The 16,035-nt window shown below is 42.7% G+C and carries 15 protein-coding genes; 8 read left to right on the forward strand and 7 right to left on the reverse strand.

What is annotated here, in order from left to right; translation table 11 throughout:
- Window positions 1–14: 14 nt before the first annotated feature.
- The gene (locus DRB05_RS06890; RefSeq protein ID WP_128726277.1) at window positions 15–683 is read right to left on the reverse strand and encodes an NAD(P)H-dependent oxidoreductase; all 669 of its coding nucleotides are present in this window, start codon (window positions 681–683) and stop codon (window positions 15–17) included.
- A gap of 107 nt (window positions 684–790) precedes the next feature.
- Here DRB05_RS06890 and DRB05_RS06895 point away from each other — a divergent pair, with 107 nt between their 5' ends.
- Window positions 791–1,660, forward strand: coding sequence for a LysR family transcriptional regulator (locus DRB05_RS06895; protein ID WP_128726278.1), 870 nt, complete (start codon window positions 791–793; stop codon window positions 1,658–1,660).
- Window positions 1,661–1,692: 32 nt separating this feature from the next.
- Here DRB05_RS06895 and DRB05_RS06900 read toward each other — a convergent pair whose 3' ends face one another.
- A complete protein-coding gene (locus tag DRB05_RS06900; RefSeq protein WP_128726279.1) occupies window positions 1,693–1,899 on the reverse strand; it encodes a hypothetical protein in 207 nt (68 codons plus the stop codon).
- Window positions 1,900–2,085: 186 nt separating this feature from the next.
- Between DRB05_RS06900 and DRB05_RS06905 the strand changes: the two genes are divergently transcribed.
- The 4 genes from DRB05_RS06905 (at window position 2,086) to DRB05_RS06920 (ending at window position 8,118) form a co-directional block, all read left to right on the forward strand.
- Window positions 2,086–2,889, forward strand: coding sequence for a PhnD/SsuA/transferrin family substrate-binding protein (locus DRB05_RS06905; RefSeq protein WP_128726280.1), 804 nt, complete (start codon window positions 2,086–2,088; stop codon window positions 2,887–2,889).
- A 31-nt stretch (window positions 2,890–2,920) separates the two neighbouring features.
- A complete protein-coding gene (locus DRB05_RS06910; RefSeq protein ID WP_240036220.1) occupies window positions 2,921–4,534 on the forward strand; it encodes an ATP-binding protein in 1,614 nt (537 codons plus the stop codon).
- A gap of 494 nt (window positions 4,535–5,028) precedes the next feature.
- Window positions 5,029–5,526, forward strand: coding sequence for an RNA polymerase sigma factor (locus DRB05_RS06915; protein ID WP_128726281.1), 498 nt, complete (start codon window positions 5,029–5,031; stop codon window positions 5,524–5,526).
- 180 nt (window positions 5,527–5,706) lie between these two features.
- A complete protein-coding gene (locus tag DRB05_RS06920) occupies window positions 5,707–8,118 on the forward strand; it encodes a TonB-dependent receptor (protein ID WP_128726282.1) in 2,412 nt (803 codons plus the stop codon).
- Between the two features lie 40 nt (window positions 8,119–8,158).
- Here DRB05_RS06920 and DRB05_RS06925 read toward each other — a convergent pair whose 3' ends face one another.
- Complete coding sequence (locus DRB05_RS06925) at window positions 8,159–8,545, reverse strand: VOC family protein (RefSeq protein ID WP_235956554.1); 387 nt, start codon at window positions 8,543–8,545, stop codon at window positions 8,159–8,161.
- Between the two features lie 231 nt (window positions 8,546–8,776).
- Here DRB05_RS06925 and DRB05_RS06930 point away from each other — a divergent pair, with 231 nt between their 5' ends.
- Together DRB05_RS06930 and DRB05_RS06935 are read left to right on the forward strand one after the other, a co-directional pair.
- Complete coding sequence (locus tag DRB05_RS06930) at window positions 8,777–9,082, forward strand: NIPSNAP family protein (RefSeq protein ID WP_128726283.1); 306 nt, start codon at window positions 8,777–8,779, stop codon at window positions 9,080–9,082.
- A 27-nt stretch (window positions 9,083–9,109) separates the two neighbouring features.
- Window positions 9,110–9,625, forward strand: coding sequence for a GNAT family N-acetyltransferase (locus DRB05_RS06935; protein WP_128726284.1), 516 nt, complete (start codon window positions 9,110–9,112; stop codon window positions 9,623–9,625).
- 49 nt (window positions 9,626–9,674) lie between these two features.
- On the opposite strand, the gene DRB05_RS06940 is transcribed toward DRB05_RS06935, so the two are convergent.
- Window positions 9,675–10,574: an EamA family transporter gene (locus DRB05_RS06940; protein ID WP_193554559.1), complete on the reverse strand. Its 900-nt coding sequence runs from the start codon at window positions 10,572–10,574 to the stop codon at window positions 9,675–9,677.
- A gap of 116 nt (window positions 10,575–10,690) precedes the next feature.
- Between DRB05_RS06940 and DRB05_RS06945 the strand changes: the two genes are divergently transcribed.
- On the forward strand, window positions 10,691–11,173 hold the full coding sequence (locus DRB05_RS06945) for a MarR family transcriptional regulator (protein ID WP_128726285.1): 483 nt from the start codon (window positions 10,691–10,693) through the stop codon (window positions 11,171–11,173).
- Between the two features lie 447 nt (window positions 11,174–11,620).
- Here DRB05_RS06945 and DRB05_RS06955 read toward each other — a convergent pair whose 3' ends face one another.
- From DRB05_RS06955 to speA, 3 genes are all read right to left on the reverse strand, one after another.
- Window positions 11,621–11,872, reverse strand: coding sequence for a hypothetical protein (locus tag DRB05_RS06955; protein ID WP_128726286.1), 252 nt, complete (start codon window positions 11,870–11,872; stop codon window positions 11,621–11,623).
- A 1,055-nt stretch (window positions 11,873–12,927) separates the two neighbouring features.
- A complete protein-coding gene (gene speB, locus DRB05_RS06960) occupies window positions 12,928–13,848 on the reverse strand; it encodes an agmatinase (RefSeq protein WP_128726287.1) in 921 nt (306 codons plus the stop codon).
- 3 nt (window positions 13,849–13,851) lie between these two features.
- Window positions 13,852–15,765, reverse strand: a complete 1,914-nt coding sequence (gene speA / locus DRB05_RS06965) for a biosynthetic arginine decarboxylase (RefSeq protein WP_128726288.1) — start codon at window positions 15,763–15,765, stop codon at window positions 13,852–13,854.
- Between the last annotated feature and the right edge of the window lie 270 nt (window positions 15,766–16,035).

The following is a 16,035-nucleotide window of genomic DNA, read 5'->3' on the forward strand; positions in this document are numbered from 1 at the left end:
GTAGGCCATTTCTTTTAGCTATTTTGATTGCTTAGCATATGTACGAGGTTGTTGATTTCTTCAATTGCAAGCGCTTTAGATCGCTTATGCCTGTCGTCGTCAAACTCTTGATACTCAGATGCGATTTCATAAAACGCCTCAGCACCTAAATATGGAGCCAGCTGCTCGATATGGCTACTTAGGTGGTTCAAATGATATTGTGACTCGCCCTTTTTAAATGCAAACTCGCCCCAAGATGACAATAATACGAGAGTTTTACCCGATAAAATTGGTTCAAGCGGTTTATCACCTCGTGCTAGGTCAAAGCTAAAAGTTTTATCAACTCGGATTGCCAGATCAAACCAAGCCTTTAGTACGGCGGGCATGCCATAGTTATACATAGGACTTGCGATCACGATAATATCCGCATTGACCACCTCTTTAATAATTTCGTCAGACTCAGCAAGTATTAAATGCTGCTCTTCGCTCAAAGCTCCTTTTGCAAATGCAGCCGCAATAAATTTTTCATCGATAAATGCAGGTTGTTTTACGGAAAGATCGCGATGGATGATTTCTACTTTATGTGTAATTTGACTAAAAGTACTTAAAAACTGCTCTCCCAACATTCTGCTTATTGATTGGTGTTGTGTTTCGTTCTCACTGTACTTTCTTACGCTGCAACTTATGTATAGAATGTTTTTCATGGCTTATCTCCAGTTGTATTATGTGCATTATTCTGTGCTTAAGTGAGCAATGTGACAACTGAGAAGAATCCATTCATAGATGAGATAAACTAACTTATAGGTTTGCGATGTTTACACACTTACCGTCTTTGAATAATGTAAAAACTTTTGCGGTTGCTGCGCATTACTTGAGCTTTAAAGATGCAGCACGAGCACTTAATATCACGCCCACGGCAGTGTCACATCAGATAAAATCTTTGGAATCACAATTAAGAGTCCAGCTCTTTGAGCGCAAAACGCGAGCAGTGCAATTAACGAGGCAAGGAGAGGCACTGGCAAAGGTATGTATTGACTCACTCAATAGATTAGATAATGCGTTTATAGAGTTTATGGAGCCAAAAAACGATTTACTGATTTCATGCTGTAATTCGTTTGCTGCACTTTGGCTTGCACCGAATATGGCTGCCATTAATCGCGCTTTTCCGAATCAAACGGTCACAATCTGCGCAAGTGATCAGCTAATTGACTTAGACAAAGAAAAGCACATTGATATCGCCCTACGCTATGGCAACGCTGAATCAAATTCTAATGAAATCCATCTTATCAAAGAGCAGATAGGGATGTACGCAAGCCCAAATTATCAGCCGCCCAGGCAAGGTAAACCGGTGTTATTTATTACCCATTGGCGAGATGAAAGTGGGCTTAAAAATATTCCTTGCCATGAACACATCGATGAAAGTTTGTATGAGTTACGCTATTTTGAGCAAGAGCACTTTGTCATGCAGGCAGCTGTGGCTGGGCAAGGCATGGCTTTAATGAGCGATGTATTAGCGAGAACAGCTGTTACGCAAGGGTGGTTGTATAAGCAGACAGAATTTAAAGCTTTTGAGGGTTACAGTTATTGGGTCAGGCAGACAACCCACCGAAAGAGCACATTAATTATGGAGCGCTTTACGGCTTGGTTGGCTGAAGCACTAGTTGAGGAAATAACAAAGTAGCAACCTAGTCAGTTGCTACTGCTTAAAGGATATTAGCAAATCCCAGTAATGTTACAAGGCTGTCCGGGACCCGGAGAGGATGCGAAAGTATCTGTCGGCAAACAATCATTTTGTTCTGTCGGTGCGTAACTGCTATCTGGTCCAACAGCACCTCCAGCGATGTTTGGTGTCATATTTGGTGCAAGTTGCTTATTTGACGTTAGTGATTTTAATGCTGTTTTTTTTATTGATAGTTTCATTTTATCTTCCTTAACTCTTGTAACCCTGAATTGGGTACCTCTCTAACGTTTCATAATTGTTGGGTATTGTAAATCACTTGTTTCTTTGTCGATATTGAAATACAAACTGTTTTTTTAATATGTTCTATACTTTCTTTAGGCTTAAGTCTTTATTCAAACAGTGTTTATCGTTTAGGTGGCGAGGCAATGATAAAAGCTCTACTCATTATTATATGGTTATTCTCATTTTCGTGCTTTAGCGCTGATTATACATTTGCCTTTGTCCCCCAGCAGTCTGCAAATAAGTTAGCCAAGAATTGGCAGCCTATTCTCGATTATCTCAATGATAAAACTGGAGATCACTACACTTTTAAAACCGCTAAAGATATACCCACCTTTGAAGCCCGAGTGCTACAACAAGAATATGATGTGGCATACATGAACCCCTACCACTTTGTAGTGTTTAATGAGCGGGCAGGTTATCAAGCTATCGCTAAGCAAAGAGATAAAATGATCAAAGGGATCATCGTGGTTAAAAAGGGAGCGGGTATTACTGACTTGTCACAGTTGCAAGGAGAAACGCTTGCTTTTCCGGCTCCCGCTGCATTTGCTGCAAGCATTTTGCCCCGTGGGGAGCTGATGAAACAAGGCATTGAGTTTACGCCAAAATATGTTTCATCCCATGATTCCGTTTATCTTAATGTGTCGAGAGGATTTGCCAAGGCAGGGGGCGGTGTAATGCGCACTTTCAACAATGCCGACCCTAAAATTAAATCGCAACTCGACATTCTTTGGACGACGAGGGGTTACACACCACATGCATTCGCCGTAAAAAAAGTAATGCCAGAAGACGCAAGGCAAAGATTAGTTGACGCGTTGCTCTCTCTTGAACTGACTGGAGAAGGAATTCGGCTACTCGAAGCTGTTAATTTCAAAGGCATTATGGCGGCGTCGAATGAGGATTGGCAAGACATAAAAGCATTAGAATTAGAAGCCTTGGTTGGTAAATAGTACACCGATTATTAAGAAGCGCCACGACTGAATGAAAAAAGTATCGTTAAGACTTAAAACTATGATTGGCACTGCCATTATTGAAGCGGTGTTGCTGAGTGCACTCATATTTGTGGTGATTGATTTTATGATGGAGTCTGCAAATGACGCCATGAATAAACGCGCAACAACGACCGCTAGTTTGTTTGCGAGCGCGACAAAGAATGCGGTGTTGTCATACGATTTAGCGACTCTAGATGCCTTTACCAATGAACTATTAAGTAACCCTGATATTCTCTATGTGAAAGTCATCGATGGTGAGAAGCAAATCCTTTCTTTTGCGGGCAATGAGCAGTTTAAAGAACGTATATTTAAGAGTGATACGTTAGTTGCAAAAGTTACAGACGGTATTTTTGATGTTCATGCCGATATTGTCGAAGGAAAGGCGCTTTTTGGCACCATTCAGATAGGCATTGATATTGGTACAATCAATCGCACTATGTCAGAAGTAAAGCGTTGGACGGTTTCTATTGCGCTGTTTGAAATGGCGCTAGTAGCTATTTTCTCTTATTTTCTAGGTATATATTTAACAACCAATCTGTATATATTGAAAAGCCAAGCAAAATTTATTGCTAGTAATGTCAAAAATGGCGTATTTGATTTCAAATGGAAACCAATACAGAGCAAAGATGAGTTACAAGAGCTGTCTTTGGCCTTTGATGAGTTATCACAAACTTTAGCTGAGGAACATGAGCGTCGAGAACGATATCAACATGATTTGGTTGAGCTAAATAGAAACTTAGAAGAACTGGTAGCACAAAGAACAGAAAAGCTAAATCAACGAAATCACCAACTTGAGGCAACCAATAAAGAACTTGAAGCAGCTCAACAGCAGCTCGTACACTCAGAAAAAATGGCCTCAGTAGGTCAGTTGGCGGCTGGAGTAGCCCATGAAATAAATAATCCCCTAGGGTTTGTCACGAGCAACCTCGACGTGATGCGTCATTATCAGAGTGATTACGCAGAGCTTGCAAAACGTGCGATTCAGCTCGGACTTGAACCTGATACACTCAGAGCGTTCAATCAGTTCGTTCAAGATAAAGATTTTACTTTTATTAACCGTGATTGTAACGAGCTTATCGATGAGTCGATGACGGGGGTACAGAGAGTTTCTGCTATTGTGAATGACCTCAAACAGTTTTCAAGGACAGATACCGTTCAGTTGCAACCTTGCGATATTAATGCCTGTATAAAGACAACGTTAAATCTGGTAGAGAGTAAAATTAAATATCATGCAAAAGTGATCACACAGTTGAATGAAATCCCTCAAGTGCTTGGTAATCAAGGGAAACTAATTCAAGTGTTCACGAATTTACTGATCAATGCGGCTCAGGCACTGGAAAGTGAGGGAGAGATCAGAGTATCGACTAGGCTAGATCATGAGTGTGTATTGATCCAAATACAAGATGATGGAATAGGGATCCCCGAAGAAATAACAAACAAGATATTTGACCCATTTTTTACGACTAAGTCTATTGGTAAGGGGACAGGCTTAGGCCTTTCAATAAGTTATGACATAATTAAAGAGCATGGCGGCGAGCTTTTGGTGAAAAGTGAGGTTGGTGTCGGAAGCTGCTTCACTATTACCCTGCCTGTCATGCCCTGAGCTCAAGTAAAGGTTATTTAACATTCAAACATGAAAATTGCCAGCTTCGTCTTTTACCTTGATATAATACCAATTGAATTAATTCTCTAATCAATTTGAAGGGTGAAATAGCATATTAGCTTCGTTAAAAATTTCTCATTTAGAACAACTAAATAGCAAAATTTTTGCCTTGCCTATATGGAGATAGGTACCTTAGCGGTAGCAGGACGCGAGAGCGGTGCTACTAAAGCTATTTCCCCGCTTCAAGATAGATCATTTACTTAATACAACTGGTATAACAAACTCTAATTGCTGGACGTCTGAGAAAAGCGTTTTTATATAAACTAATAAATCACTTTCACATCCGTGTATTGGCTATTTGTCTTGTCATGGACCCAGTTTATAAGGAACAGCCCCTCAGTTAGGAACTTTACATCTCATAAGTATTGCAATCTCGTTAAATGGTAATTATTATCATTCTCGATTTTCGCAAGGACTTGCTCGTTGACTTATAAATGATGTATTCACAAGAAATATTACAGTCACTCTCCTCCAATGAATGTGCGCTAAAGCGGTTTCTGACAAGAAAACTTGGCTGCTCAGACACCGCATCAGACATTCTGCAGATAATTGCTGAAAAGCTGTTATTGAAGAAAGTAAAGCGTACAGTGGAAAACCCAACAGCATATTTGTATCGCTCAGCTCACAATGAGGTCATTAATTATCTCCGCAGTAAGCAGGTTAGAACTCAGAGCGAAAGCCTGTATATGAAGGTGTATGTCGATAGCCAAATACCCGATATTTCAAAATCCTACATCGATTCATGTGACCTTCGTTGTTTACGTATCGCGTTAGATGAACTGCCTCTGTTAACTCGACAAATATTCTTCATGTACACCTTCAATGGTATCAAGCAACGAGATATTGCTGCACAGCTAGCAATTAGTCTTTCAAGTGTGGAAAAGCGTCTCACCGTAGCAATAAAATTTTGTAAAGAGGTTCTATCCCAGTAAGTTCAGACTATGCCTTCGCTACTCGTATTTACAAATATTACGGTTACCTTTTAGCTACGACTTATCTTGAGATATACAGCTGCACTAAAACAGAGTTTGAGAAATTTTTACGGATTTGCTAACTCGTAGACGTCATAGTGGTGAAATACAAAAATTGGTACATGAAAATAGAGGATGACCATGAAAAGCAACACTTTTAGATTAAATAAGTTTAAGCGTGCGATGAGAATATGTAGACGGAGCTTATTTATTTCTAGCGCAGGACTTATATTGGCAACTGCGAATGTTTATGCCAGTGATACCAAATACCAACTAAATATAGATCCTCAACCGCTTTCTACAGCAATAGCTGAACTGTCTGCTGCAACGCAACAGCAAATCACAGCTGTTGGCGTCACGCTAGCAGAGCAAAGAACAATACGAGTGAAGGGTGACTATACGACAGAAAAGGCACTCGAAATTCTATTAAAAGGAAGCGGGCTTGTTGCAACTAAAGTTGGCGAAAACCGCCTCTTAATCCATAAATTAGACACTTCTCTGACACCCCAAAAGGAAATTGAACGTATTGCGGTGATGGGCAGTTATGTTGTTAATGAACCAATTGATACGGCAACAGGTTTGGGTCTGACATTGCAAGAAACCCCACAAACCGTGAACATAATTACTCGTCAGAGCATTGAAGATCAGGCATTAACTTCTCTAACCGATGTGATTAACAACGCTTCTGGCATTTCGGCCAAAGCCTATGATAGCTCAAGGAATGCGTTTTCGTCTCGAGGTTTCAATGTTGACAACTATCAAATCGATGGCGTGCCAGTACAGTGGAATGGTGCACAGAGTGCTGGGGAGTCACTCACCGACACGGCACTCTATGAACGCATTGAAATCGTGCGAGGAGCAACTGGATTGTTGACTGGCGCAGGAGATCCGTCTGCATCAATTAACTTAGTTCGTAAACACGCAAATTCGAGTGAGCTCAGCGGCAAGGTTATTGCGCGCTTAGGTCGATGGAACAATTATTATGCGAGTTTGGACTTGGGGACAGGGCTAAACGAGAGTGGTTCTATCCGTGGCCGAACAGTTATGGTGCTACAAGAGGGAGACTCTTTTGTTGACTATGAAAAAAAGAGTAAACAGGTTTTTTATGCCACCGTTGATGCAGATTTGTCGAATGCAACCTTACTGCGATTAGGGTATAGCATTCAAGACAATGAACCCAAAGGCTCTCAATGGGGTGGGCTGCCAATATTCCACTCTGATCTCAGCCGTACAGACTTTGATCGTTCAGCTTCAGTGGCCGCAAAATGGAGTAGTTGGGCCAGTACACACAAAACATTTTTTGCAAACCTACATCACAGCTTTAGTAATGGATGGGAGTTGGTTGCCCATGCGAATAAAAATGTCAGCACTGCGGATATGTATTTACTGTGGGTATCCGGGCTTCCTCATCCTGTGACGGGAAGCGGGATGACTGCTTCTGCATCGCGGCTAGAAAATGAAAGAGAGCAGGTTGACTTTGGTGTCAGGTTACAAGGCATGTACTCTTTGTTTGACCGTGAACATGAATTTGTACTTGGGGCTGCTAAGAGCGATCAAGACTTTGTATATTATGGCTTTGAAGGCGGTGGTAGTAAAACTGCCAAACCGGTCATGAACTTTTTTGAGTGGAACGGAGAATTTGACCAGCCAGATTGGGGCCAAAAATACACCAGCCAAGATTACACTACGGAGCAAACAGGTTACTTTGCTGCGACACGGATACATTTGAGCGATAAGTTTAAGGCAATTGTTGGTGCACGGTTAGCGAGTTGGAATAGGCAGGGGGTCTCCTACGGCAAAGACCAAGACTATGGCGACGATGACGTATTTATTCCCTATGCGGGGCTGCTATATAGCTTAACTGACAGTCATACAATTTATACAAGTTATACTGAAATTTTTAAGCCGCAGAATGCGGTTGACGCTGATGACAATTACTTAGATCCTCTCACTGGGATCAATTATGAAATTGGTTTGAAAAGCACTTATTTCAATGATGCGTTACATACCAATATAACTTACTTTCAAACACAACAAGAGAATTTAGCGGTTGTTGACCCTGATTTTGTTCCACGTCCTGATAAGTTAGCTGCATACAAGGAAGCGGATGGCGTTGAAAGTGACGGTTACGAGCTCGAAGTGGTTGGTCAGATCATGGATGGCTGGAAAATTAATGCCAATTATACCGCATTCGAAGCAACCGCTGAAGATAGTAGCGGCACATCAAATACGGTTAATACCCGATTTCCTCGAAAAATATTTAGGCTATTCAATACCTTTGAATATAACCAATTTACATTGGGTGCAGGTATCTCTTGGGAAGGTGAAAACTACACTGACATAAAATCACCATTAGGTAATGTACGAGTTGAACAGCCTTCCTATTCACTTATCAATTTAATGGCTAGATACCAACATAATGAGGCGCTATCAGTACAATTAAACGTTGATAATGCCTTTGATAAAGAATATTACAGTCAGATCGGCTTCTACTCGCAGCTAGCATATGGTGAGCCAAGAAATATTAGTTTGAGTCTGCATTACAAACTATAAATTTGAATTCCATGTGTGATGGAAGAAGAAAGGTATAGAGCTAGAAATAGCTCCATACCTTATCATTAGTAAACACGCGAATACGATGTCTATCAGGGTCTAATACGACAAAACTAGCGCCATATACCTCGGCTTGCGGGACCTGAGCAAACTCAATATCTAGTAATTTCCATGTATCGTATAAAGCCAAAAACGCCTCTTGGCTTGGTTGCATAATAGAGATTTCAGAACCGCCCCCGGTAATGCAACTTGGCGGTGTAAGGGCTGTGTTTTGTTTAAGTGCAATGGAGACGTTGTGCGCACACTTAATAGAAACAAAAGTTGGAGAAAGTTGCGCTGCCTCAGATTGAAATAGCTGTCTATAAAACGCTTCGCTTAGCTTGATATCACTTACATATAGCACCAAAGAATCAATGGTGATCATCATGGAATTCCATCATTTTTTTTAAAAGTTGCAGCTAAGATACGCTCTCAGTGTGTCTGTTATTGTCAGTAGCTTTACGCTGAGTTCAATACGGGAGTTTGAGCATTTAATCGAGACAGATAGTCCCATATCCCTTTAACTTCATGTTATTAACGCTTAAAGTAATCTCGCACACTGTCTATCGGTGTGTAGAGCAATGTGAAACTGGTGTTTTTAACAAAAAGGAAAGGTTGTATGGTTACTTGCTACTTAAAATACGTTGTTGACTCGACAAAAATCGCTGACTTTGAGAAATATGCCAAAATGTGGATCCCACTCGTCAATCGCTTTGGTGGGCAGCATAATGGTTACTTTTTACCATCGGAAGGCGCAAGTAATATCGCCTTGGCATTATTCACTTTTCCAAGTTTGGCGGCTTATGAAACGTATCGCAACGGATCGTTTCAAGATGCACAATGTCAGGCTGCAATTAAATTTGCAGAAGATACTGGTTGCATAATCAGCTATGAACGCAGCTTCTTTAGACCTGTGTTTGAATAAAGATGTGTAAATGGAGCTGAATATCCTATGCAACTAGATATTTCTGACAATCTCAAACTACAAAACCTTGCTGTGACGCATGCAAAACCATTATTTGATTGCGTACAAAGTAGTCGTGAAAGTTTACAAAATGTACTGCCATGGGTTGCAGCATTACATACAGAGGCTGATGCAGAACGATACATAGACACGCGTATAAACAACCAAGTCGGCGGAGTTTGGTCTGCGATAGAGTTTAATCGCGAGTTCTGTGGTGTGTTTGGGATTAAATATATGGATGCTCAAACACAAACCGCCGAAATCGGCTATTGGCTTGGCGAAAAAGCAAGAGGCAACGGTTTAATCGGACAAGTGCTTGAGCAGGTTATAGCCAAGCTTCGAGAGGTAAGCGATATTACAACTGTGGAGTTTCAATGTTTACAGTCAAATATTGCAAGCCAGCGGATCATTGAAAAAATAGGCGGCCAGTTTGTTGAGTCCTGTGTCAATGATCTGGGCGTAGCAAGTGACGAGTCGTTGTATATTTATCGATTAGTACTCTAACTCATCTATTTGACGGAATGAGCGCATACATTATTATGCGCTCGACTGGTTAGTTTACCTCACACTTAGCAGGCACAGCTCGGCTTCGTAGGGTAGTGATGATAATTTGCGGTAATAGCGGCATTACAATCATGCCAACCATTAAGCTATATTGAAGCGGCGTGAACGCCTCGCCCAGTAGCACCAGCCCTGTCAAAATACCCGCAATCGGATTTGCAATACCCCCAAAGGTAAAGTCCACCACAGACATACGCTGTAGTAACCATACGTACAAGCTATAGCCCAGCGCAGTGTTAAGGAGCACAACCCATAATATGCCGCTGAGATTAGTCATCGAAAAATTGTTAATAGCCGCAATATACTTCGTTGGTGCGATAACACCGTGAATACCAGACACTAGCGTGAGAATAACGCCGCCAATAATGAGTTGCCAAGTTAATACTGTCCACCAGTGCATGCGATCACCAAGAGACTTAGTGATTGAGCTGCCGATCACGATACAGGTTATTGCCGCAAGTATTGCCGCTAAACCAAGAGGGTTTAAACTCAGTGAACTCGGATCAAATAGTAACCAGGCCAACACAATAAGCGCCGCGCCGCATAAAGCCTGCACTAATCCCGGACGTTGTTTGTTAACTAACCAATGATAAAGCATGGCGAACACCGGCACAGACACCATGCCCACGCTCGATATGGCGGACGGTAGCGTTAACGACATCACGAAGATCATGCTAAAAAAGGCCGCGATATTAATCGCCCCAAGGGCGCATAGTATTTTCCAGTCTGCTTTTTTTGGCAAACTCGGCTTAACTGCAAGCAAAATAAGCCCTGCCGGAAGCGCTCTAATAGCGCCAAGTAAAAGAGGCGGCCAGTCCGCAAGGGTGTATTGTGTCACCGCGTACGTGGTGCCCCATAAAAATGCAGGGATCATCGCGAGGAGTATATTCACATTAACTATCTTCATATTGAGATACTTTGCGTTAAGGTATTACTAAAAACACTTTTTGTAAAGTATCTTTATGTTAAGATATTTCTTTACAAAGTTTGTTGTCGGGGCAAATATTGATGGATGCGATTGATAGAGTACAAGAGCAGTGGGCTCGCGAAAAACCACAGTTAGAAACAACGCCCATGGCGATAATGGGTCGCTTAGTGCGCATAGCTAAACATATGGAAGCCGAAGTTGAAAAGCTGCACAAGCAATATGGCTTAAATTTGGGTGAATTTGATGTGTTAGCTACCTTGCGCCGCAGCGGCAAGCCATTTCGCTTAACCCCATCAGAGCTATTTAAAACCATGCTACTCACCTCTGGCGCGATGACCAATCGTTTAGATAAGCTAGCGGCAAAAGGCCTTATCAAACGTGAGCATTGTAAAGAAGACCGCCGCAGTGTAACGGTGGAATTGACAGCAGAAGGCCTCGCCCTGATTGAAAAGCTGATTGAACCGCATATCGCCATTCAAGCCCAATTGGTTAAAGGGATGAGTAAAGAGCAGCAAACCTTGTTAAATGGTGAGTTAAAAGCGTGGTTAACGCAATTTGAGTGAGGATGTAAAGAGTCTTTTAGGCGGCTCACCCACCGAGAGGTGATGCCTGCGCGTTCAGGTTTTACTTAAACCATTGGGCTGTTTGCAAGTAGCACATAACCATCACGGTGTAGTGGGTTAGAATAATCGGAGCACTATTCGACCGACTAAACCTTTGTACTCGTCACGTACTCTGGATACCCTGTATGTTCATCTCTTTGTCCAGCGATAACACTAAAGCCTTGAGATAGGTAAAACTGATAGCTTGCTTGATTTTCTTTGTATACACAAAGCGTCAATATCAGCCTTTAATTTTTTTGCATGAGTAAGCACTTGTTTGCCTGTGCCTTTTCCCTGTCGCTTTGGTTTCACAAATAGGGCGGCTAAGAAGCTGTTTTGTGTAAAGCGTAAAACCCGACAACGTCGGAGCTCTTATGGTATCTATGTCATCTTCAGCGTATTTTCTTATTATGATTGCAGCGCCCGTAATTTTTCAAGCACTTCATTAAGTACAGCTATTCCCATTGTTTTTTCTACGAGGGAATTCATGTCCCCTTGAAGAAATTCATTCCAAGATACAGTTTTGGCGCCTGAATTGTGTGCATCTCTGCCATACGCAGATAACACAGTTCCATCACTCTGAATGGAGACGAGGTAAAGTTCGTGATCCGGCGTATCAAGCCTACGCTCGAATAGTGTTTTAGATTGTTTATATTCCATGACCGTTTATCAAATAAAAAAGTGGCGATGTGAGTTCAGGTTTCAAGTCTGTGTTGAAGGTACTTAAAACGTACAGTGATTACCTTTTCATTCCTTGTGATGTGCAAATTATCATTGGGCCATACTTGGTACAAGTGCTTTGTTGGCGAGATGGCATGCTTAATCTTTAAAAAAACCAAAATAAATTACAAGACCGACCTGAATACGTTAACTTGAAATTGTCTTTTTTGATAGGTATCAAAGCGCATTCATGCGCTCCTCGTTCATTTTTTTGAAACGACGCGATCGAGCGAACCAAGAAAACGTCGCCCCGACATCACACTTAATTCTCAAATCTTAAGCCGATATAGTGCAACCGCCTTGTAAGGCACGTCCCTGTGCCAGACAAGACTTGGCCGACATCCTGTCGGCACATTGCATATCGGCTTATGCTTTTCGGGTGTGATGGAGGGGGAAGAAGCTGCATGTGAGATCTTCTACGGTTTTAGCGATTAAGCTGCTTGCACGGTTAGCGCGGTATGTCTCTAAATTCGGAGTATAAATATTTTTGTGGGAGGTGGTTTACCCGCCGAGAAGTTATGTTTTCGAGCTATTGTCGATGATGAGTTTGCGGGCGACCACTTCGAGTTGACTAATGAGTAGAGCCTTCCTTGGCTAATATCAAAGCGCATCCATGCGTTCCTCGTTCATGCTTTTGAAACGACGCGATCGAGCGAACCAAGAAAACGCCACCCTGACATCACACTTAATCCTCAAATCCTAAGCCGACATCCTGTCGGCACATTACATATCGGCTTATGCTTTTCGGGTGTGGTGGAGGGAGAATAAGTCGCCTGTGGATTTCCACTTTCTTAATGGCGATAGACTCGTTTACAAATTCAGAAAATTGAGGCTCCAGCCTCACAGTGTGAATAGTTCTGGGCACCCGCCGAGAAGTATGTTTTTCAGGTGTGACGAAGGAGAATAAGTTGCATGTGAGATCTTCTATGACTTTACAGTAAACCCCAAACAAAAAAGCCACCTTGTTGAGGTGGCTTAGTCAAACTTGTATCCGATTATTTATGCTTTACTGCCCACAGATGCAGTAGTTCGTGTGCAATGGTGGCGGCGGCGATTGCGGTGAGCTCGCTTTGGTCGTAGGAAGGGGAGACTTCTACTACGTCCATGCCTATCATGTTTAGTCCTTGCAGTGCGCGTAAAATCTTCAGCACTTTGTCGCTGGTTAGACCGCCGCATACTGGGGTGCCTGTGCCGGGTGCGAATGCTGGGTCTAGACAGTCGATATCAAAGGTTAAATACACCGGCAAGTCGCCGACGCGTGCTTTGATCTGCGCTGATATTTCTTCAGCACTTAAGTCATTTGCTGCCATAGCATCAATTACGCCAAACTCGTGGCCTTGCTCTGTGTACTCGGTTCTAATGCCAATTTGCATTGAATGCTCTGGGCTTATTAAGCCCTCAATTGGAGCATGATAGAACATAGTACCGTGGTCATAGCGTGAACCTTGGCTGTACGTGTCTGTGTGCGCATCAAAATGTACGAGTGCCATTTTGCCGTGAATTTGCTGGTGAGCACGCAGTAATGGCAGTGTTACAAAGTGATCGCCACCTAGGCTTAATAGCGTTTTGCCTTGCTGCAAAATTTGCAGAGCAGCTAACTCGAGTTGCGCAGTGAAATACTCAGGATCGCCAACTGGGTATGTGAAATCGCCAGCGTCTTGTAGTTTTATTTTGTCCCACAATGCAAATGACCAAGGGTATTTTTTACTTTCCCAAGCTAAATGCACGGATGCGCGACGGATCGCATCTGGACCCAAGCGTGCGCCTGGGCGTCCAGAGGTTGCCAAATCAAATGGCAAGCCAAGTACCACAACGTCTGCATCAATATCTGTGATATTACGTACCATTGGCTGACGTAAAAACGTCATGCCGTTGGAGTACAGAGAATGATCGGTGTGATCGAATAAATGGCTCATGGGTTAAAAATCTTCCAAATAAGTATAGCCGTCAAGGCCGGTTTCAAGCTCTGCTAGGCAGGTTGCTTGCTCTTCAAGCGGTAGTTTGCTTTCAACAAGGTTGGCAAAGTTACGCTTAAATTGTTCAACATCAAGGTGTACATAACGCATCATATCGGCAACGGTGTCACCTGCATCGATATTACCCAGCGATAGCTCACCCTGATCGTCTAATGTGGCTACAACGGTGTGAGTGTCGCCAAATAGATTGTGCATGTCACCTAAAATCTCTTGGTATGCACCCACCAAGAAAAATCCCAGTAAATAGGGTTTATCTTTGCAAAACTCAGGTACAGGCAATGTTGCTTCAATACCTTGGCCATCCACATAATGCTCCACCGTACCGTCAGAATCACAGGTAATATCCAGCAATACCGCGCGGCGCTTTGGTGCTTCTGTTAATCCGCTAAGTGGCAATACAGGGAATACCTGTTCAATCCCCCAAGCGTCTGGCAAAGATTGAAATAGCGAGAAATTCACAAAGAATTTATCCGCAAGCTTAGCACTGAGTTCGTCAATAATTGGGCGATGGAAACGGTTTTTGTTGTCCATACGCTTGTTTAGCTCATAACAAACACGCAGATTTACTTGCTCCGCCCAAGCTCTTTGCTCAAGACTTAATAGGCCCATCGCAAATTGGCTGTGTACTTCTGCCAAGTCGCCTTGCGTATCATGAAAAATTTCAATCAACGCACGGTCATCACTCTGCTCGTTGAGTGCCTGCCAAGACGTCCACATATTGTGTAGCAGTCTTGGAGCTTCACTCACTGGTGCAGTTATCTCTTCTACTTGGTAGCTTTCGGTGCCAATCACATCGGTGATTAATACCGCATGATGGGCAGTTAACGCACGACCCGACTCAGAGATAATCTTTGGCATTGGCTGATTGTATTGCTTACAGGTATCGCCTACGGTGTAAACGATGTTGTTTGCATATTCAGCTAAGCTGTAGTTCATTGAGTTGGACGACTGGCTGCGCGTTCCATCGTAATCTACTGCAAGCCCGCCACCTACGTCTAAATTCAACAGGTTTGCACCTAAACGGCGTAATTCGCAGTAGAATCTAGCGGCTTCACCCACACCAACGCGCACGTCACGAATGTTGGCCATTTGCGAGCCTAAGTGAAAGTGCACCAGTTGCAGCGCGTCTAGCATGTCAGCGTGCTTTAATTGGTTAACAACCGTAAGCACTTGCGATGCAGACAGGCCAAATTTGGACTTTTCGCCGCCGCTTGCTTGCCATTTGCCTTTACCTTGTGATGCCAAACGAACGCGTAAGCCTAAGCGTGGTTTTACGTTGAGTGCTTTGGCTTCTGCCATCACGATGTCGAGCTCAGAACGCTTTTCTAAAACGATATAAACTTGATGACCTAATTTTTCACCGATAAGCGCAAGACGGACATATTCTCTGTCTTTGTAGCCGTTACACACGATCACTGCGCTGGTTTTTTCACTGAGCGCCAATACCGTAAGTAACTCAGCTTTACTGCCAGCTTCTAAGCCTAGCTGTTTTTTATCACTTGCCGCTTGGCTTGCAATCAGTCCCTCAATGACTTCTTTTTGTTGGTTTACTTTAATTGGGTAAACCAATAAATAATCTTCTGGGTAGCTGTAATCAGTAATCGCCTGATTAAACGCACCAACAATATTATGTACACGCTGCTCTAGAATTTGTGGAAAACGTACTAGCGCAGGTAGGGTATAACCCTCAGATTTAATTTGTTGTGCAATGTTTGTCAGAGTTACGGCGTGCTGTGGTTGCTGTTGGTTCGGCATCGCAGTAACCTCTCCCTGATCATTAATACCAAAGAAGCCTTGGCTCCAGTGGCGCACGTTGTAGCATTCACGTGCTTGCTCAGAAGAGATAAATTTGGTCATTCAAGTTCCTTAACATAAGTTAGAGTTCAGCCTGCAGTGCGCCATCATTGGCGGCTACTCACTGAGTGAAAGGTCTTATTAATTTTCGCGCATTAGACACAAATAGAGAGTCTCAGTCTAATGAGTTATTTTGCTCGTCAAGAGTGACAAATCTTACCCTCGGTTTAGTTGCGATATAACGTGAATTAAGTGAGAGTAAACAAGAAGTAGTAATTTCTATTCTCATGGTTATTTCTAGCTAACGTTCCATCAATACGCAAGGTTTGCTTC

It is taken from the genome of Pseudoalteromonas sp. A757 (assembly GCF_004103285.1).
GTDB classification, from domain to species: Bacteria; Pseudomonadota; Gammaproteobacteria; order Enterobacterales; family Alteromonadaceae; genus Pseudoalteromonas; species Pseudoalteromonas galatheae.